Annotated in this window: 17 protein-coding genes; 5 read left to right on the forward strand and 12 right to left on the reverse strand. The window is 69.6% G+C overall.

All coding sequences use genetic code 11. From position 1 onward, the window contains the following. Nucleotides 1-4: 4 nt before the first annotated feature. From JN22_RS04140 to JN22_RS04150, 3 genes are all read right to left on the reverse strand, one after another. Nucleotides 5-1,915, reverse strand: a complete 1,911-nt coding sequence (locus tag JN22_RS04140) for a bifunctional sugar phosphate isomerase/epimerase/4-hydroxyphenylpyruvate dioxygenase family protein (protein WP_085552714.1) — start codon at nt 1,913-1,915, stop codon at nt 5-7. A gap of 153 nt (nt 1,916-2,068) precedes the next feature. Further along, complete coding sequence (locus JN22_RS04145; RefSeq protein ID WP_085552715.1) at nt 2,069-2,752, reverse strand: response regulator; 684 nt, start codon at nt 2,750-2,752, stop codon at nt 2,069-2,071. Then, complete coding sequence (locus JN22_RS04150) at nt 2,749-2,955, reverse strand: hypothetical protein (protein ID WP_085552716.1); 207 nt, start codon at nt 2,953-2,955, stop codon at nt 2,749-2,751. Before JN22_RS04150 ends, JN22_RS04145 begins: the two co-directional genes overlap by 4 nt. 76 nt (nt 2,956-3,031) lie before the next feature. On the opposite strand from JN22_RS04150, the gene JN22_RS04155 reads away from it, so the two are divergent. Next, entirely contained in the window at nt 3,032-4,915 is a 1,884-nt protein-coding gene (locus tag JN22_RS04155; protein WP_085552717.1) for a sensor histidine kinase, read from the forward strand. Between the two features lie 127 nt (nt 4,916-5,042). Beyond that, nucleotides 5,043-6,005 carry an AEC family transporter gene (locus JN22_RS04160; protein WP_085552718.1) on the forward strand — a complete coding sequence of 321 codons (963 nt, stop codon included), beginning with the start codon at nt 5,043-5,045 and terminating at the stop codon, nt 6,003-6,005. On the opposite strand, the gene JN22_RS04165 is transcribed toward JN22_RS04160, so the two are convergent. After that, a complete protein-coding gene (locus tag JN22_RS04165; RefSeq protein WP_085552719.1) occupies nt 5,989-7,077 on the reverse strand; it encodes an esterase-like activity of phytase family protein in 1,089 nt (362 codons plus the stop codon). The two genes, JN22_RS04160 and JN22_RS04165, sit on opposite strands and share 17 nt — an antisense overlap. Before the next feature lie 271 nt (nt 7,078-7,348). Between JN22_RS04165 and JN22_RS04170 the strand changes: the two genes are divergently transcribed. Further along, nucleotides 7,349-8,047, forward strand: coding sequence for a sensor histidine kinase (locus JN22_RS04170; RefSeq protein ID WP_085552720.1), 699 nt, complete (start codon nt 7,349-7,351; stop codon nt 8,045-8,047). On the opposite strand, the gene JN22_RS04175 is transcribed toward JN22_RS04170, so the two are convergent. Next, entirely contained in the window at nt 8,031-8,444 is a 414-nt protein-coding gene (locus tag JN22_RS04175; RefSeq protein WP_085552721.1) for a NifB/NifX family molybdenum-iron cluster-binding protein, read from the reverse strand. The genes JN22_RS04170 and JN22_RS04175 overlap by 17 nt on opposite strands. Before the next feature lie 219 nt (nt 8,445-8,663). Between JN22_RS04175 and rpoH the strand changes: the two genes are divergently transcribed. Both rpoH and pcp read left to right on the forward strand, forming a co-directional pair. Continuing rightward, the gene (gene rpoH / locus JN22_RS04180; protein ID WP_085552722.1) at nt 8,664-9,536 is read left to right on the forward strand and encodes an RNA polymerase sigma factor RpoH; all 873 of its coding nucleotides are present in this window, start codon (nt 8,664-8,666) and stop codon (nt 9,534-9,536) included. Nucleotides 9,537-9,915: 379 nt separating this feature from the next. Beyond that, nucleotides 9,916-10,563 carry a pyroglutamyl-peptidase I gene (gene pcp / locus JN22_RS04185; protein ID WP_085552723.1) on the forward strand — a complete coding sequence of 216 codons (648 nt, stop codon included), beginning with the start codon at nt 9,916-9,918 and terminating at the stop codon, nt 10,561-10,563. Between the two features lie 27 nt (nt 10,564-10,590). Here the strand turns inward: pcp and JN22_RS04190 are convergent, their stop codons facing one another. The 7 genes from JN22_RS04190 to JN22_RS04220 form a co-directional block, all read right to left on the reverse strand. Then, nucleotides 10,591-12,105, reverse strand: a complete 1,515-nt coding sequence (locus JN22_RS04190; protein WP_085552724.1) for a sigma-54 interaction domain-containing protein — start codon at nt 12,103-12,105, stop codon at nt 10,591-10,593. A gap of 207 nt (nt 12,106-12,312) precedes the next feature. Beyond that, nucleotides 12,313-13,098, reverse strand: a complete 786-nt coding sequence (locus JN22_RS04195; protein ID WP_085552725.1) for a 3-hydroxybutyrate dehydrogenase — start codon at nt 13,096-13,098, stop codon at nt 12,313-12,315. 216 nt (nt 13,099-13,314) lie between these two features. Then, the gene (locus JN22_RS04200; RefSeq protein WP_223677626.1) at nt 13,315-14,226 is read right to left on the reverse strand and encodes a branched-chain amino acid ABC transporter permease; all 912 of its coding nucleotides are present in this window, start codon (nt 14,224-14,226) and stop codon (nt 13,315-13,317) included. 65 nt (nt 14,227-14,291) lie between these two features. Then, complete coding sequence (locus tag JN22_RS04205) at nt 14,292-15,179, reverse strand: branched-chain amino acid ABC transporter permease (protein WP_085552727.1); 888 nt, start codon at nt 15,177-15,179, stop codon at nt 14,292-14,294. An 85-nt stretch (nt 15,180-15,264) separates the two neighbouring features. Further along, nucleotides 15,265-16,467: an ABC transporter substrate-binding protein gene (locus tag JN22_RS04210; protein WP_085552728.1), complete on the reverse strand. Its 1,203-nt coding sequence runs from the start codon at nt 16,465-16,467 to the stop codon at nt 15,265-15,267. 161 nt (nt 16,468-16,628) lie between these two features. Further along, nucleotides 16,629-17,366, reverse strand: a complete 738-nt coding sequence (locus JN22_RS04215) for an ABC transporter ATP-binding protein (RefSeq protein ID WP_085552729.1) — start codon at nt 17,364-17,366, stop codon at nt 16,629-16,631. Then, nucleotides 17,359-18,114, reverse strand: a complete 756-nt coding sequence (locus JN22_RS04220) for an ABC transporter ATP-binding protein (protein ID WP_085552730.1) — start codon at nt 18,112-18,114, stop codon at nt 17,359-17,361. The genes JN22_RS04215 and JN22_RS04220 overlap by 8 nt, the downstream gene beginning before the upstream one ends. Between the last annotated feature and the right edge of the window lie 179 nt (nt 18,115-18,293).

Below are 18,293 nucleotides of genomic sequence, written 5' to 3' on the forward strand. Positions count from 1 at the left end.
GCCCCTACCCGACCAGCGTGTCGTTGGCGCCGAGCTGGCTGAAGGCGGCCATGCGGATCGAGGCGTTGGCCGCGCCATACTGGTCGTAGCCGCCGCGCCGCTCGACCAGCTCGAAGAAGAAGCGCCCCTCGAAGGGCTGGGTGTAGAGCTGGAAGAATTCGCCGTCGCCGTTGCGGTCGTAGAGGATGTTCAGCCGGGTCATCGCCGCCAGCAGATCGTCGTCGAGGTCGAAGCGGGTGGCGAGGTCGTCGTAATAGTTGGTCGGAATCGGCAGGATCGCGGTGCCGGTCGCGCGCAGCGCCTCGGCGGCGGCGAAGAGGTCGGCGGTCTCCAGCGCGATGTGGTGGACCCCGGCGCCGAGATAGGTCGAGACCGACTTGGCGGTCGTGGTGTTACGGCCGCTGGCGATGTTCAGCGGGAAGCGCACCCGGCGGCGGCGGTCGGAGATCGCCCGGCTGCGCACCAGGCCGAAGGGGTCGGGCAGCACGAAGACCGGCTCCGGCTCCAGATCCAGCACGGTGCGGTGGAACAGCACGGCGGCGTCGAGCGCGCCTTCCGGCAGCACCTGCGCGATGTGGTCGATGCGGCGCAGGTCGCCGGGTGCCTCCCCGCTGTCCTCCAGGTTGAAGTCGGTCTCGAAATCGATCGAGCCGTCGGCGCGGCGGCGGGTGAAATAGACCAGCTCGCCGCCGATCGAGCGGATGCCCGGCAGCGACAGCTCGTTCGGGCCGACGCGCCCCTCGAAGCGCGGACAGCCGAACGCCTCCGCCCGGCCGAGCGCCCGCAGCGGGTCGTCCACCTCGTAGGCGACGGCGCAGACCGAGGTGCCGTGAAGCAGATAGTAGGAATGGGCGGTCGAATGCGGCTCGGCGTTCAGCACGAAGCGGATGTCGCCCTGCCCGTAGAGGGTGACGTCCTTGCTGCGGTGGCGGCCCAGCCGGCGGAAGCCCAGCCGCGTCAGTTCGTCGGCCAGCTTCGCCTGCGAGGCGTGGCTGACCGCGAACTCGACGAAGGCGATGCCGTCGAGCCGGGCCGGGGTCGGCGGGTCGAACAGCTCGACCCGGCGCGGCGGCGCGGCGGCCGGTTCCCGCCGGGCCGCCTCGACCCGGCGCACCCGCTCCTCGACGTGCAGCAGGGAGCGCATGGCGTCCTTGGCGGTCTGGCGGGCCGGGGCGCTGCGCATGGCGTCGCTGAAGATCTCCAGCGACAGGGTGCCGGTGTAGCCGGCGCGCAGCACCGCCTCGGTGAAGCCGCCGACGTCGAACTCGCCCTGCCCCGGCAGACAGCGGTGGTGCCGGCTCAGCATCAGCGTCGCCATGTCCAGGCGCGGCGCGTCGGCGAGCTGGACGAAGAAGATGCGGTCGCCCGGCAGGTCGCCGATGCCGCTCCAGTCGTGGGGCAGCGCCAGCGTGTGGAAGCTGTCGAGGATCAGGCCGAGATGCGGGTGGTCGGCGCGCTCGACGATCCGCCAGGCGTGGTCGTAGGTGGAAACGTTGGTGCCCCAGGCCAGCGCCTCGTAGCCCAGCCGGATGCCGCGCCGGCCGGCGCGCTCGGCCATGGCGCGGAGCTGTTCGGCGGCTAGCCCGTCGTCGTCGATGGCGTCCGGCTCGACGTTGGAGCAGACCAGCATCAGCGTCGTGCCCAACTCTCCCATCAGGTCGAACTTGCGCTCCAGCCGGTCGAGGCTGCGGGCGAAGCGGGCGGGCTCGACGCCCTCGGCGTTGCGGAAGGGCTGGAACAGGTCGATGGTCAGTCCGAGGTCGGCGGCCATGTCGCGGATCTCGCGCGGGCGGCCGTGGTGGCCGGTCAGGTCCGGCTCGAAGATCTCGACGCCGTCGAAACGGGCGGCGGCGATGGCCTCCAGCTTCTCCGGCAACGTGCCGCTGAGCGACACGGTCGCGATGGACCGACGCATTTCCTCATCCTCCCGTCCCGCGCGGCTCTTGCCGCCATTCTTGGGGGCAGTATCGGCCGGAAACGGCGGCGGCGACAGCTGCCGGGCGTCACATTGCGACGTGACGAAAGTCATAATATCAAACAATCCGCGATCACGCGTATTCGGAAACGTTCAGCGCTTCGGGGTCCTCAGCGCCTTGACCGCCAGCTCGGTGCGCGACTGCACGCCCAGCTTCTCCATGATGCGGCTGACGTAGTTCTTCACCGTCCCCTCGGCCAGGAACAGGCCGCCGGCGATCTGCCGGTTGCTCTGGCCCTGGGCGATCAGGTCGAGGATGGCGTGCTCGCGGTCGGTCAGCTCGGTCAGGTCGGGCAGGCTGGCGCCCTCCGGCGGCGGCGCCGGGCGGGAGCGGCGCAGCTCGTCGAACAGCTTGCGGGCGATGTGCGGCGAAATGCGCGTCTCCCCGCGCATCACCCCGCGGATGGTGTCGAGGATCTCCGCCTCCGAGGCGTCCTTCAGCAGATAGGCGGCGGCCCCGGCGGAGATGGCGCCGAAGACGAGGTCGTCGGTGTCGAAGGTGGTCAGCACCACCACCTGGGTGGCCGGGAACTCCGACAGGATCTGTTTCGTCGCGGCGATGCCGCCCAGCCGGGGCATCTGGATGTCCATCAGCACCACGTCGGGCCGGAAGCGGCGGCACAGCTCCACCGCCTCGGCCCCGTCGGGGGCCTGGCCGACGATCTCGATGTCGGCCTCCAGCGACAGCAGGTTGGCGAAGGCGCGGCGGATCAGTTGCTGATCCTCGGCGATGACGATTCGAATGGGAGGGCTGTTCGGGGGATCGATCGGGGTCATGGCGGGCCGGGTTCCGGATGGCCGTCCAGGAAAGGGGCTTCCCCGTCCTCGGTCAAGATCCGCTGGAGCCGGCCGAAGACCGGCGAGGGCAGCCGCGCCGCCAGCAGCGGCAGCAGCGCATCCAGCGCCGCCGCCGTCTGGGCGACGGGAACGCCGGACCGGGCCGCGACCTCCTCGACAAGCGCCTGCGCCGCATGCTTCATGGAACCAACCTTCCGTTGGCAAAATCATGACTCACGTGGGCGGTGTTCGAACATTGACGAAAGACACGGATCGGGCATGACGAACGTCACTTTCGGTGGTGGCGGCGGCGTCGGGGAAAGCGTGGGGGAGACGGGCGCCGGTCCTCTGCTGCGCAGCGTCGATCCGCGCTGGCGGCTGGCGGCGGCGATCGGCTGGTCGATCGCGCTGGTGTCGCTGGCGGTCGCCCTGTTCGTCGGCTTCTGGACGATGCGCGAGGCGCGGCAGGCGCTGGAGCGCGAGATCGGCCAGCTCTACGCCACCCACGCGCAACGGCTGATCGACACCATCGACACCAACCTCGCCGGCCGGCGGGAATGGGTCGCCGCGTCGGCCACCCTGATCGGCGTGCGGGAGGGCGGGCTGGCCGGCCCGGACGCTGACCGGGCCCTGGCCGACCTGAAGGGCGCGCTGGCCGAGATCGAATGGGCGGGCATCATCGACCTGAACGGCACGGTGGTCGCCGGCACCGGCGGCGTGCTGGTCGGCCAGTCGGTGGTGCTGCGCCCCTGGTACACCGGCGCCTTCCTCGGCCCCTACATCGGCGACACCCACCGCGAGCTGCTGCTCGACCGGCTGCTGCCGCCGCTGCGCAACGGCGAGCCGCGCCGCTTCGTCGAGCTGTCGGCCCCGGTGCTCGACCGCGCCGGGAGCATTCGCGGCGTGCTGGCGGTGACGCTCGGCTGGTCGTGGATCGAGGCGTTGCAGCGCGGCACGCTCGCCACGCTGAAGGACCGGCCGGGGGCCGAGGTGCTGCTGCTCGGCATCGACGGCACCGTGCTGTTCGGGTCGCGGCAGACTCCGCGCGGCACCCGCATCGACCTGTCGGCCCACCCCTTCGGCACCAGCCACAGCGTCGAGGGCGGGCTGCTGAGCGGCATCGCCCGCAGCAGCGGCTTCGCCGACTTCCCCGGCCTGGGCTGGAGCGTCATGGTGCGCGAGCCGGTGGCGACCGCCTTCCGCACCGCCGACCGCGCCTCGGTGTCGATCTTCACCGCCATCGCGCTGGGCGGGCTGTTCGCCACGCTGCTCAGCGTGCTGGTCGCCAGCCGGATCATGCGCCGGCTGACGGCGATGGCCGAGGCCGCCGACGACCTGCGCACCGGCCGCAAGACCGGCTTCGAGGGGCCGACCGGGCGCGACGAGGCCGGACGGATCGGCCGCTCCATCGCCTCGCTGGTCGGCACGCTGCAACAGGCCAACGCCGAGCTGTCGGCGAGCAACGAACGGCTCGACGCCCGCGTCGAGGAGCGCACCCGCGAGATCGAGCGGCTGAGCCATGAGACCCGCGCCGCCGCCATCGTCCGCGAGCGGCTGCGCATCTCGCGCGACCTGCACGACACGGTGGCCCACACGCTGCTCGGGCTGCTGACCCAGATCCGGTTGATCCGCAAGCTGGTGGAGGTCGATCCCTCGCGCCTGCCCGAGGAGATCCGCCGGGCCGACGAGGCGGCGCAGGAAGGGCTGGCGCACGCCCGCGGCGCGGTGTCTCAACTGCGCTATTCCCCCGTGCGCGACGACGGATTCGGTCCGGCGCTGCGCCGTCTGGTCTGCCAGATCCAGGACCGCAGCGCCGCGCGCCTGTCGCTGGCGGTGGATGGCGGGGCCGAGGGGATGACGGGCCAGGCCGCCGAGACCCTCTACCGGATGATCGAGGAGGCGTTGCGCAACGCCGTCCGCCACGCCGACGCCACCAGCGTCGCGGTCTCCGTCGCGCTGGTGGAGGGCGGCGACGGTGCCGCGGCGTTCCAGGCCAGCGTGCGCGACGACGGGGTCGGCTTCGACCCCACGGCCGATCAGGCGAATCATTTCGGGCTTCTCGGCCTGCGCGAACAGGCCGAGCTGATCGGCGCCGCCCTGACGCTGGACAGCGCGCCGGGGCGCGGCACCACCGTCATCCTGCGCTGGCCCTGGGCGTCCTGACCGCACCCACCGCGGGCCGGGCGGGCGGAAACGGCCGACACCCGCGAAATCCGCAGGGCCGCATCGCGCCGCAACCGGAGGCATGGCGGTTCTCCGGCCGGCGGACTTTGCTATAAGCCCCGGTATCATGCAGGACATCGACATCGCCACCGTCACCGCCCCGATCTTCCTCACGATCGCCATCGGCTATCTGACCGTCCGTTTCGGCGTGATGACCAAGGCCGACGTCGCCGGGCTGGGCAAGTTCGTCATCAACCTGTCGCTGCCGGCCCTGCTGTTCCGCGCGCTGTCGCAGCATCCGCTGGGCGAGATCCTGAACGGCACCTACCTGCTGGCCTACGCGACGGGATCGCTGACGGTGCTGGCCTTCGGCATCGCCGTCGCCCGCTTCGGCCGCAAGCTGAGCCTGCCGGCCAGCACGATGAACGGCATGGGCATGGCCTGCTCCAACAGCGGCTTCATCGGCTACCCCATCGTCCTCCAGATCCTGGGGCCGGCGGCGGGGGTGGGGCTGGCGCTGACGATGATCGTCGAGAACATGGTGGTCCTGCCCATCGTCCTGGCGCTGGCCGAGAGCGGCGGCCCGAATGGCGGCTCGCCCTGGCGGGCCGTCGCCGCCAGCTTCCGCCGGCTGGCGCGCAACCCGCTGATCCTGGCGATCGTCGCCGGTTTCGCCTTCGCCCTGCTCGGCGCCCCGCCGCCGGCCCCGGTCGCGCGGGTGGTCGATCTGTTCGCGGCGTCGTCGGGCGCGGTGGCCCTCTTCGCGGTCGGCGGCACGCTGGTCGGCCTGCGGGTGCGCGGGATGCTGCCGGACCTTCTCCAGATCGTCAGCGGCAAGCTGATCCTGCACCCGCTGGCCGTCCTTGCGGCGCTGCTGCTGCTGCCGCCGATCGACCCGAAGCTCCAGATCGCCGCCATCCTCTTCGCGGCGGCGCCGATGCTGACCGTCTACCCGATCTTCGGCCAGAAATACGGGCGGGAGGGAGTCTGCGCGGCGGCCCTGCTGGCGGCGACCGCGCTGTCCTTCGTCACCATCAGCGCCGGCCTCGGCCTGATGGAGGCCGGCGGCCTGCTCAGCGTCCCGCGCTGACCGCGCGGGGCGGCGCCTCCTCCAGCGCGAACAGCGCCAGATAGGTGCGCTGGAGCGCGTTGAAATTGTCGTCGGACAGCAGATAGACCAGCACCTCACCCGCCGGCCCGCGCCGGGTGGCGATGGCCTCGAAATTGTCGTTGAGCAGCGGGGACTCCAGCCGGGCGAGCTCCCGCCCCTCGACCGCCGCCCCTTCCCGCAGGTCGGCCGCCGCGACCCGGACGACCCGCGACGACCAGCCGCCGAGCAGCGACACCCGCCGTTCCAGCACCAGCGCCCCGCCGTCGGGCAACGGCGCCGCGCCGGTCGGCCGGTAGCGCGGCGCCGTCCGGTAGGCCAGCGGCCGCCAGTCCTCGCGGAACTCCGGCAGGGCGGCGGTGCGCGTCACCCAGGCGCGCCGATCCTGGAGTCCGTCCGCCCCCTCCTCGATGGTCAGGAAGCGTCCGTCGGACAGGCGGGTCAGCGATTCCAGGCCGCTGTTGGGCGGGCTGCCCTCCGCGACGTCAGGGGGGACCGGCACCGGGACGGGGGTGCCGGCCGGCCCGCCCTCCCCGGCCGGGTAGCGCAAGATGCGGTGATCGCGCTCGAACGCCACCAGCCATCCGCCGCCGGGCCATCCGCCATCGGGCCATCCGCCGTCGGGCAGGCGCGCCAGCTCCTCCACGTCGGAGCGGCGCTTGCGTCCGGGGATGCCCTCCTCGACCGCCAGGGGCCGCACCCGCAGGTCGCGCGCGCCGGTCAGCCGGCCGGCCGGATCGTGGTCGAGGCGGCCGGTCGCGACGAGGCCGGTGTCGGCGACGGCGACGAAACGGTCGCCCTCCGGCGCCACCCACAGGCCGGACAGCCCGCCGAGTCCCTCGGCCCTCAGGTCGAGAGCGCCGAGGAAGCGCAGGCCGCCGACCCGGTCCACGCCCGGCCGTTCGCGGTCGAGCATCACCGGAATCGCGGCTCCCGGAGTCGCGCCCTCCGGGGATGCGGCGGCGTTCGGCCGGTCGGTGCCGACCAGCGCGGCGCAGCCGCCGGACAGGGCCAGCAGCAACAGGGCGGAGAGGGTTTTCGTGCGCGTCGTCATGCCCGCACTCATGCCACGCCCGTTCGATCGAGGGAACCACCCGTTGGGTGTCGCCCGTTCGCCGAAGCCCGGAAGCGAAGGGGCGGCCAAGTCCCGGCCGGCGGTGGAGGGGCGGCGGCCCTTTCGACTAGGCGCGCCGGATTACTCCCTTAGAACCGGTTTGGACGGCACGCCGAGGGCCTAGATTGAAGCAGGTTCCCTCGTGACGCCGTGCCGTCCCATACTGTCGCCCCATCGCCCCCATCCTGCCGCCCGAGCCGAGACCGTCCCGATGCCGATGCCCCTGCGGCCCCGCGCCGCGCTTCTTCCCCCGGACCGAACCGGCGGCGCGCCCGAAGCGGAGGCGCCGGAAGACCGGCTGAACCGCCGCATCCAGGAACTGGAATCGGAACTGCGCGAGCTTCAGCACCGCGCCAAGAACAGCCTGCAACTGGTGATCAGCCTGCTGAAGCTTCAGGCCGGCCGCATCCGCGACCCGGACGCCCGCGCCGCCTACGAGCAGACGATGCTGCGGATCGAGGCGCTGGCCATCCTCTACCGCCAGCTTCACGAGACCGGATCGGGCACCCATGTCGATCTGGGCCGCTACGTCGAGGCTTTGTGCGAGACGGTGAAGGAGGGCACGCCGGGCGGGCTGGCCCGCATCCCCGTCCATGTCAGCTCCGACCCGATCCAGGTCGGGCTGTACGAGGCGATGCCGCTCGGCCTGATCATCGCCGAGCTGGTGACCAACTGCCTGCACCACGCCTATCCAGACGACGGCTGGATCCGGGTGTCGGTGCGGCAGGAGCCGAACGGCCGCGCCCGCCTGACGGTGGAGGACAACGGCCGCGCCCTGCCCGCCGGCTTCGACACCACGGCGGAGGATGGGCTGATGCTGGCCGAGGCTCTCGCCGGCCAGCTCGGCGACACGCTGTCCACCGATTCCGACGCGAGCGGAACGACCGCCGGGGTCAGCTTTCCGATCTGACCGGCTCTCCATGGGCATGGGTGTGGGCGTCATGCCCGTGGTCGTGGTGCTCGTGCGGGTGGGCGGGCTCCCCGGCCGTCTTCACCGCGCCGGCGAACCAGTCGCGGATCGCCTGGAGCGGGTCGGTTTCGGTCGTCGTCACCGGCTCGATTCCCCGCCGCCGCATGTGCGCGACGAAACCGGCGCCGGACGCTCCGACGACGACCACGCCAACCGCGTCGATCGGGTGCGGCCGTCCGTCGCCGCACAGATGCAGGACCTCATCCTCGGCCAGCTCGATCCGGCCGGTCTCGACCGGGGCGGCGCCGGCCTCCGCCTCGAAGACCAGGAAACGGCGCGTCCGGCCGCCATGGGTGGCGATGGTCCGGAAATCCTGGGTCCCGACCGCGATTTTCATGGGCATTGGTGCTCCTGCTTGTCCGCGATGACGCACCCGACGACCCTCCCTCCTGCCACGCGCGTGGCAGTCCTGCACTGAGCGAGGTCAATGTTCGGGCCAAAAGCTTGACAGGCCCGGCCAATTTCTTAAGATTAACCAACCTGCTCCGTCGGAGAGGCCGGATCCCGCCGCATGGGGGGTCCGTTCCCGTCATATCGCTTTGCATGAGGATGTGACATGAGCACCGCGCTCGCACTCCGTTCGCCGGAAACCGGCGAATCCCTGACCCGCTACATCAACGAAACCCACCGCTATCCGGTGCTGGCCGCCAACGACGAGTTCATGCTGGCCAAGGCGTGGAGCGAGCATGGCGACGTCAAGGCCGCGCACGCGCTGGTCACCAGCCACCTGCGGCTGGTCGTGAAGATCGCCGGCGGCTACCGTGGCTACGGCCTGCCGCTGTCGGACCTGATCGCCGAGGGCAATCTCGGCCTGATGACCGCCGTCAAGAAATTCGAGCCGGAACGCGGCTTCCGCCTGTCCACCTACGCGATGTGGTGGATCAAGGCGTCGATCCAGGACTACATCCTGCGCTCCTGGAGCCTCGTGAAGATCGGCACCACCGCCGCCCAGAAGAAGCTGTTCTTCAGCCTGGGCCGCCTGAAGCGCAAGCTGGGCGAGCTGGGCAACGGCGATCTGGCCCCGGAGAGCGTCACCCGCATCGCCAACGACCTGGAGGTCGGCGAGAGTGACGTGGTGGCGATGAACCGCCGCCTGTCCGCCCCGGTCGCCTCGCTGAACGCACCCATCGCGGTGGAGGGCGATTCGGAATGGCAGGATCTGCTGGCCGACGAGCGCCCGACCGTCGAAGACCATCTGATCGAGCGCGGCGAGGCCGGCCGCCGCAGCGCCCTGCTGCGCGAGGCGATGATGGTGCTGAACGACCGCGAACGCGACATCCTGACGTCGCGCCGCCTGTCGGAACAGCCGCTGACCCTGGAGGATCTGGCCGTCCGCTATGGCGTCAGCCGCGAGCGCATCCGCCAGATCGAGGAGAAGGCCTTCTCCAAGGTCGCCAAGCAGACCCTGGAGCTTGCCGCCGCGGCGTGACGCCGGTCGCGCGCTCTGCCCCGCTCCGTTTCCCCAATGCGCCGCAATCCCAATTGCGGCGCTCTTTTTTGGCTCGGTGAATAACTCATGGTGAGTTATTTATTGACGCTCTCCGGGCGATCTGTAAGAGTCGAAACCGGATCGCGGCCTTGCCGTGCGACCTCTTTCGACTCGAAACGGGCCGCCTTGGGCGACCGTTCGCCGTGTTTTTCTGGAATGCGCTCCTCCTCGGGTGCGTCGGGCTTCCGCTTCCTGGCAGAGGCTCACCTTGCGGCCGGACGGTCTGTCACCGTCCGGCCTTTTCTTTTGTCGAGAGTGTCGGCACGCCGCGTGACGGCCCGGCGTGCCGGCGGTTGGAACAAGGTCCGGAGAGAAAGTCATGCGCACCGTTCTGCTGACCGGCTTCGAGCCTTTCGCGGGCGAATCCGTCAACCCGTCCTGGGAGGCGGTGCGCCGGCTCGCCGATTGGGAATGCCGGGGCCATCGCGTGGTGGTCCACCGCATCCCCTGCGTCTTCGGCGCGGCGCTGACGGCGCTGGAGCGGACGGTGGCGCTCGCGGATCCGGTGGCGGTGCTCGGTGTCGGCCAGGCGCAGAGCCGCGCCGATGTTTCCGTGGAGCGGGTGGCGATCAACCTCGACGACGCCCGCATCCCCGACAACGCCGGCCGCCAGCCCATCGACGAGCCGGTCGTTCCCGGCGGTCCCGACGCCTATTTCGCCAGCCTGCCGGTCAAGGCCATCGTCGCGGCGGTGCAAGCCGCCGGCCTGCCGGCCTCGGTGTCGCAGACGGCGGGGACCTTTGTCTGCAACCATCTGTTCTACGGCGCCTGCCACCTGCGGGCGCGGCATCGGCCAACGATGCGGGTCGGCTTCATCCATGTTCCGCTGTCACCGGAGCAGGCGGCGCGCCATCCGGGAAGCCCGTCGATGAGCGTCGACAGCGTCGCCGCCGCGCTGCGGATCGCGGTGGACACCGTTCTGGCCACCCGGACCGATTCCCGGATCGCCGGAGGCCGGCTGGACTGACGGCACCGGGCCAGGCGGCCCGCCGGGTCACTGGGGCGAGGCACCCAGCCCCAACGACATCATCCGCTCATAGAGCGAGGCGCGCGAGATGCCGAGCAGCTTGGCCGCCCGCGCCTTGACGCCGCCGGCCTCCTCCAGCGCCGCCGCGATGGCCATCCGTTCGGCGGCGCTCAGCACCTCCTGCAAGGGCCGGGTGCCGGGATGCGCGGCGAGCGCCGAGGCGCCGGCCGGGTGATGATGGACGCCGGGCAGCACGCTGCGGATGCGCGGCGCCGTCAGGATCGGCGCGTCGGTCAACGCCACCACCCGCTCCAGCGTGTTGTAGAGTTCGCGGACGTTGCCCGGCCACTCATACTCGCGCAGCACCTGCACCGCCGATTCCAGCAGCTCGCGCGGCGGTGTGCCCTGCTGGATCGCCAGCTGCTCCAGGATGCGGTCGGCGATGCTCTCGACGTCCTCCGGCCGGTCGCGCAGCGGCGGCAGGGTGATGGGAATCACGTTGAGCCGGTAATAGAGGTCGGCGCGGAACTGCTTGTCCTTCACCAGCCCGAGCAGGTCGCGGCTGGTCGCCGCGATGATCCGCACATCGACCCGCGTCACCTTGTTGGAGCCGAGCGGCTCGATCTCCCGCTCCTGCAACACGCGCAGCAGCTTGGCCTGGAGCGGCAGCGACATGTCGCCGATCTCGTCGAGGAACAGGGTGCCGCCGTTGGCGAGCTGGAACTTGCCCTCGCGGTGACGCCGGTCGGCGCCCGTGAAGGCTCCTGGGGCGACACCGAAGAACTCGGCCTCCAGCAGCGTTTCCGGGATCGCCGCGACGTTCACCCCGACGAAGGGGCGGTTGGCGCGCGGGCCGGCGTTGTGGATCGCCTGGGCCAGCAGCTCCTTGCCGGTCCCGGTCTCCCCCAGCAGCAGGACGGTGGAATCCATCTGCGCGGCACGGCGGCCCAGCCGCTTGATCTCGCGAACGGATTCGCTGGCTCCGAGGAACTGCGAGAAGGAGTGTTTGGCCCGCCGCTCATGCGCCAGCTCCTGCTGGGCGCGGACCAGCTCCTCCTGCAACTGCTCGTACTTCTTCACCAGCGGGCGCAGATACTCGGCGCGGTCGAACAGCACGAAGCCGATGGCGCCGATGACGGCGCCGTCCGGCCCGCACAGCGGCAGGCGGGTGACCACGAAGGAGCGGTCGCCGAACTCCATGATGTCCAGCGGCATCGGCTGGCCGGTCTCGATGACATGGCGCAGCAAACTCTTGGGAAGCACATCCTCAACCGGCTTGCCGCGCGGATCGCCCTTGAACCCCACCAGGGCCTTGTACTTGTCATCCATCCAGGCGATGCGGGCGTTATGGTCCACGGTGACGGCGCCGACACACATGCTTTCCAGATGTTCGGAGAGGGAGTGAACCGCGCGCTGGCGCAGCGCTTCGAAATCGACGTTGTCGCCCACTCCACCCTCCCAGACAGGGCCGACCGGTGTCGTCGCGGCGTCGGCCTTCGCTGCATCGCAGCGATTTTCCCCAACATTGTCGGAGGTCTGCATGGTAGCCCATCCTGGATGACGAAGGGAAGGCGTGTATCGGGAAGTGGAGCGCCAGTGCCACGCTCCGTCTCTCCACCGATTTGACCTTACTCATGCTTCAGTTTCTTGGGGATTTATGGAAAGGGAACTGCGGCATGGGGATATGCAAGGTCTCTTATGATCGAAGGAACGGGCCGGAGCCCGCTCCAAGCGTCGGCCTTCGAAGAATTACTGGGAGGTCCAGCCGCCGTCCATCGTCACCGCGGAGCCGGTCATCTGGTCCGCCGCGCCGGAGCACAGGAACATCGCCAGCTCGCCGAGCTGGGCGGGGGTGACGAAGCTCTTGGAGGGTTGCTTCTCGCCGACCAGCAGGCGGCCCGCCTCCTCGACCGAAATCCCCTTGGACAGCGCCAGCGCGTCGATCTGCTTCTGCACCAGCGGGGTCAGCACCCAGCCGGGGCAGATCGCGTTGCAGGTCACCCCGCTGCCCGCCGTCTCCAGCGCCACCACCTTGGTCAGGCCGACGACGCCGTGCTTGGCGGCGACATAGGCGGTCTTGTTGACCGAGCCGACCATGCCGTGGACCGAGGCGATGTTGATGATGCGGCCCCAGCCGCGCTCGCGCATGCCGGGCAGGGCGTGGTGGATGCCGTGGAACACCGCCGACAGGTTGATGGCGATCACCGCGTCCCAGCGCTCGGTCGGGAATTCCTCCACGGGGGCGACGTGCTGGATGCCGGCGTTGTTGACCAGGACGTCGACGCGGCCGAACTCCGCCTCGGCGTGACCGACCAGCGCGGCGATCTCGTCGGGCTTCGACAGGTCGGCGCCGTGGTGGGTGGCGCGCACGCCGAACTCCGAGGCGATGGAGCGGCGCAGATCCTCGATGGCGTCGCGCTCGCCGAAGCCGTTCAGCACCAGATCGGCCCCGGCCCCGGCCAGCGCCCGCGCGATGCCCAGGCCGATCCCGCTGGTGGACCCGGTGACGATGGCGGCCTTTCCCTTCAACAGCATGGCGTTTCCTCTTCCCGTTCTTTTGTCTTCGTTGTGGGTTGTCGAGGGCATGGGCGCCCACCACACGGCGGCACCGGCCTTTCAAATATAAAAAACGAATGGATCGGCTTGCGATCGGCGGATCGCGGATCCCCGAAAGGCAGGGGGCCATGACGGCCCCCCGAGGGGAACAACCGCAAAACGAAATCTCTCGCGTCCGGCCTGTTCCGGCGCGGATCAGCGGGCCCGGCCCGGAAGACGGGCCAGAATCTCGCCGACGATGCCCTTGCGGAAGAGCAGGACGCAGACGACGAAGATGGCGCCGATGACGACCGGGACCGGCAGGCTGGTGGCGGCCAGATAGCTCTCCAGCGTGACGACCAGCGCCGCGCCCACCACCGGACCGAACAGCGTGCCCATGCCGCCGAGCAGCGTCATCAGCACCACCTCGCCCGACATCTGCCACTGCACGTCGGTCAGCGAGGCGAGCTGGAACACCAGCGCCTTGGTGCCGCCGGCCAGACCGGCGAGGCTCGCCGACAGCACGAAGGCCAGCAGCTTGTAACGGTCGGTGCGGTAGCCGAGCGAGATGGCGCGCGGCTCGTTCTCGCGGATCGCCTTCAAAACCTGGCCGAAGGGCGAATGCACGGTGCGCCAGATCAGGACGAAGCCGCCCAGGAAGATCGCCAGCACCACATAGTACATGGTCAGCGGCTGGGTCAGGTCGAACAGGCCGAACAGCGTGCCGCGCGGCACCGCCTGGATGCCGTCCTCGCCGCCGGTGAACTTCAGCTGCAAGGCCAGGAAGAACACCATCTGGCTCAAGGCCAGCGTGATCATCGCGAAGTAGATGCCCTGCCGGCGGATCGCCAGCGCGCCGAAGGCCAGCCCCAGCACGGCGGCGAAGGCTGTGCCGAGCAGCAGCCCGAGCTCCGGCGGCAGGCCCCACACCTTGACCGTGTGGGCGGTGACGTAGGCGGCGCCGCCGAAGAAGGCGGCGTGGCCGAAGCTGAGCAGGCCGGCGTAGCCGATCAGCAGGTTGAAGGCGCAGGCGAACAGCGCGAAGCACAGCACCTTCATCAGGAAGACGGGGTACAGCGTGAAGGGCGCCACCAGCGCGATCAGCAGGCCGGCGCCGAACAGCAGCATGTTGCGCGTCGAGGTCGAGGCCGGAAGGGCGGCGGGAGTCGAGGTCTGGCTTGCGGAGGTCATGATCAACGCTCCCGTCCGAAGAGGCCCGCGGGCTTGATGAGAAGAACGATCGCCATGATGACGAAGACGACGATGTTGGAGGCCTCGGGGTAGAAGACCTTGGTCAGGCCCTCCAGCAGCCCGAGCCCCAGCCCGGTCACGATGGCGCCCATGATCGAGCCCATGCCGCCGATCACCACCACGGCGAAGACGATGATGATCAGGTTCGAGCCCATCAGCGGCGAGACCTGATAGATCGGCGCCGCCAGCACCCCGGCCAGACCGGCCAAGGCGACGCCGAAGCCGTAGGTCAGCGAGACCATCACCGGCACGTTGATGCCGAAGGCCTGGACCAGCGTCGGGTTCTCGGTGGCGGCGCGCAGGTAGGCGCCGAGCTTGGTGCGCTCGATGGCGAACCAGGTGCCGAAGCAGACGATCAACGAGAACACCACGACCCAGCCGCGGTAGGTGGGCAGGAACATGAAGCCGAGGTTGTTGCCGCCCCGCAGCAGGTCGGGGATCGGGTAGGGCTGGCCGGAGACGCCGTACTGGTGGCGGAAGGCGCCCTCGAAGATCAGCGCCAGACCGAAGGTCAGCAGCAGCCCGTACAGGTGGTCGACCTTGTAGAGCCGGCGCAGCATCGTGCGCTCCAGCACCAGCCCGATGGCGCCGACGACGATCGGCGCGACGATCAAGGCCCCCCAGTAGCCGACGCCGACATAGGTCAGCAGCAGCCACGCCACGAAGGCGCCGACCATGTACAAGGCGCCGTGCGCCATGTTGACGACGTTCAACATACCGAAGATCACCGCCAGCCCGAGGCTGAGCAGCGCGTAAAAGGAGCCGTTGATCAGGCCGAGCAGAAGCTGGCCGAACAGCGCCTGGGGTGGCACCCCCAGAAGTTCGAACATGACCGTTCCTCCCCGATGTTCCGTGCTTGACGAGTTCTTTTTGGGTGGCGGCGCGCCGTCGGGCGGACGGGACGCCGCCGGTCCGTCACTTCACCAGCGGACAGCCGCTCTGCGCCGGATCGAGGAAGGCGGTGGCGGCCGGGATGGTCTTCACGACCTCGTAATAGTCCCACGGCCCCTTCGAATCGCCGGGCTTCTTCACGCGCACCAGATACATGTCGTGGAACATGCGGCCGTTGGCGGCGATCTTGCCGTTCTTGGCGAACATATCCTCCACCGGCAGTTCGCGCATCTTGGCGGCGACCTTGTCGGAATCGTCGGTCTTCGCCGCCTCGACCGCCTTCAGGTAATGCTTGACCGCCGAATAGACGCCGGCCTGCACCATGGTCGGCTTCTTGCCGGCCTTGGCCTCGAACTTCTTCGACCAGTCGCGGGTCTGCTCGTCGAGATCCCAGTAGAAGCCCTCGGTGAACATCAGCCCCTGCGCGGCCTGGAGGCCAAGCGCGTGGATGTCGGTGATGAACAGCAGCAACCCGGCGAGGCTCTGGCCGCCCTGGGTGATGCCGAACTCGGCCGCCTGCTTGACGCCGTTGGTGGCGTCGCCGCCGGCGTTGGCGAAGCCGATGACGTCGGCCTTCGACGCCTGCGCCTGCAACAGGAAGGACGAGAAGTCGGCGGTGCCGAGCGGATGGCGGACGGCGCCGACGACCTTGCCGCCCAGCTTGGTCACCATCTTGGTGGTCTCCTCCTCCAGCGACTGGCCGAAGGCGTAGTCGGCGGTGATGAAGTACCAGTTCTTCTTGCCCTGCTCGACCAGCGCGCGGCCGGTGCCGGCGGCCATGGCGTAATTGTCGTAGGCCCATTGGAAGCCGTAGGGGCTGCATTGCGCGCCGGTCAGCGCGGTGGCGCCGGGACCGGACATCAGGAAGATGCGCTTCTTCTCCTTGGTGATCCCCTGCACGGCGAGCGCCGCCGCCGAGTTCGGCACGTCGGCGATGACGTCGACGTTGCCGGTGTCGACCCACTCGCGCGCCTTGCTGGCGGCGATGTCGGCCTTGTTCTGGTGGTCGGCGACGACGATCTCGATGGGCGCGCCGACGACCTTGCCGCCGAACTCCTCCGCCGCCATGCGCGCGGCGATGGCCGAGCCCTCGCCGGCCAGATCGGCGTAGATGCCCGACCGGTCGTTCAGCACGCCGATGCGGACGACGTCGTTCGACACCTGGGCCTGGGCCGCGGTGCCGGCGAGCGTGAGCAGCGCGGTGCCGGCGAGAAGAAGGGTGCGCATGGATGGTCTCTCCCTCTGGATTCTTCTGAGTGTGCGGGCGTGGTTTTGTTGTTCTTGGTGAAGCGCCGGAGCGGCGCCGCCCCTGCCCGGCGGGCAGGAAGCGGCGCCGCTCCGGCCGGCTTGCAAGGGCGGGCGGCCGGACGCCTCGAACGCTGGTTGCCTCACACGCCGAGATAGGTGTGGAGCTTGTCCATGTTGGCGTGGAGCTGGTCGTTGGGGATCATGTCGACGACGTGCCCCTCCTCCATCACGTAATGGCGGTCGGCGATGGTGGCGGCGAAGCGGAAGTTCTGCTCGACCAGCACGATGGTGAAGCCGCGCTGCTTCAAGGCCCGCACCGCCACGCCGATCTGCTCGATGATGACGGGGGCCAGGCCCTCGGTCGGCTCGTCGAGCAGGATCAGGGTGGCGCCGGTGCGCAGGATGCGGGCGATCGCCAGCATCTGCTGCTCGCCGCCCGACAGGCGTGTTCCTTGCGTGCTCCCACGCCCCTTCAGGTTGGGGAACAGCTCGTAAATCTGCTCCACCGTCATCCCGCCGTCCTTGATGACCGGCGGCAGCGTCAGGTTCTCGTCGACGCTGAGCGAGGAGAAGATGCCGCGCTCCTCCGGCACATAGCCGATGCCCAGGCGCGGGATCCGGTGCGGGGCCATGCCGATCAGCTCGGTGCCCTGGAAGCGGATCGAGCCGGTGCGCTTGGCCATGATGCCCATGATGGCGCGCATGGTCGAGGTCTTGCCGGCGCCGTTGCGCCCCAGCAGCGTCACCACCTCGCCCTGGCGCACCTCCAGGCTGACGCCGTGCAGGACGTGGCTCTCGCCGTAGAAGCCGTGCAGGTCGCGGACCTCCAGCATGGCGGTCCCAACCTGGCTGGTCTTGCTCTGCATCCCGTCAGGCATGTCCGGTCCCCATGTACGCTTCCATGACCTGGGCGTTCTTCGACACCACCTCGTAGGGGCCTTCCGCCAGGATCTCGCCGCGCCGCAGCACGGTGATGGTGTCCGACAGATGCGCCACGACCGAGAGGTTGTGCTCGACCATCAGCACGGTGCGGTCGGCGGCGACGCGCTTGATCAGCGCCGCGGTGCCCTCGATGTCCTCGTGCCCCATGCCGGCCAGCGGCTCGTCGAGCAGCATGACCTCCGGGTCGAGGGCGAGCGTGGTGGCGATCTCCAGGGCGCGCTTGCGGCCGTAGGGCAGCTCGGCGGCCAGATGATGCGCCCAGGGGGTGAGGTTGACGTCCTCGATCAGTTGCAGGGCGCGGCCGTGCAGGTCGTGCAGCGAGGATTCCGACTTCCAGAAATGGAAGCTGGTGCCGAGCGGGCGCTGCAAGGCGACGCGGACGTTCTCCAGCACGCTGAGGTGCGGGAAGACGGCCGAGATCTGGAAGGAGCGGACCAGCCCCATCAGCGCGATGTCGGCCGGCCTGGTGCGGGTGATGTCCTTGCCCTTGTAGAGGATCTGGCCGCGCGTCGGCGTCAGGAACTTGGTGAGCAGGTTGAACACCGTGCTCTTGCCGGCGCCGTTCGGGCCGATCAGCGCGTGGATGGTGCCCCGCCTCACTTGCAGGTTCACCTCCTTCACAGCCACGAAGCCCTTGAACTCCTTCGTCAGGCCACGTGCTTCCAGGATGATGTCGTCGGTCATCGGCGGTGCGATCCCCTCCCTGTCGTCCTTGTGGTTCCCGGCCGTTCCCGGTGGGACGTTTCACCGGCCTTCGTAAGCACGAGGCGTGCCAACAAACGGCGTTCGTGACGGAATGCTTGGGTTTCCTGCCTTCCGCTCGCCGGACAGCCATTCGGCCTAATCCGTTTGTCCACGGAAGT

Source organism: Azospirillum agricola (genome assembly GCF_020005195.1).
Classification (GTDB): domain Bacteria; phylum Pseudomonadota; class Alphaproteobacteria; order Azospirillales; family Azospirillaceae; genus Azospirillum; species Azospirillum agricola.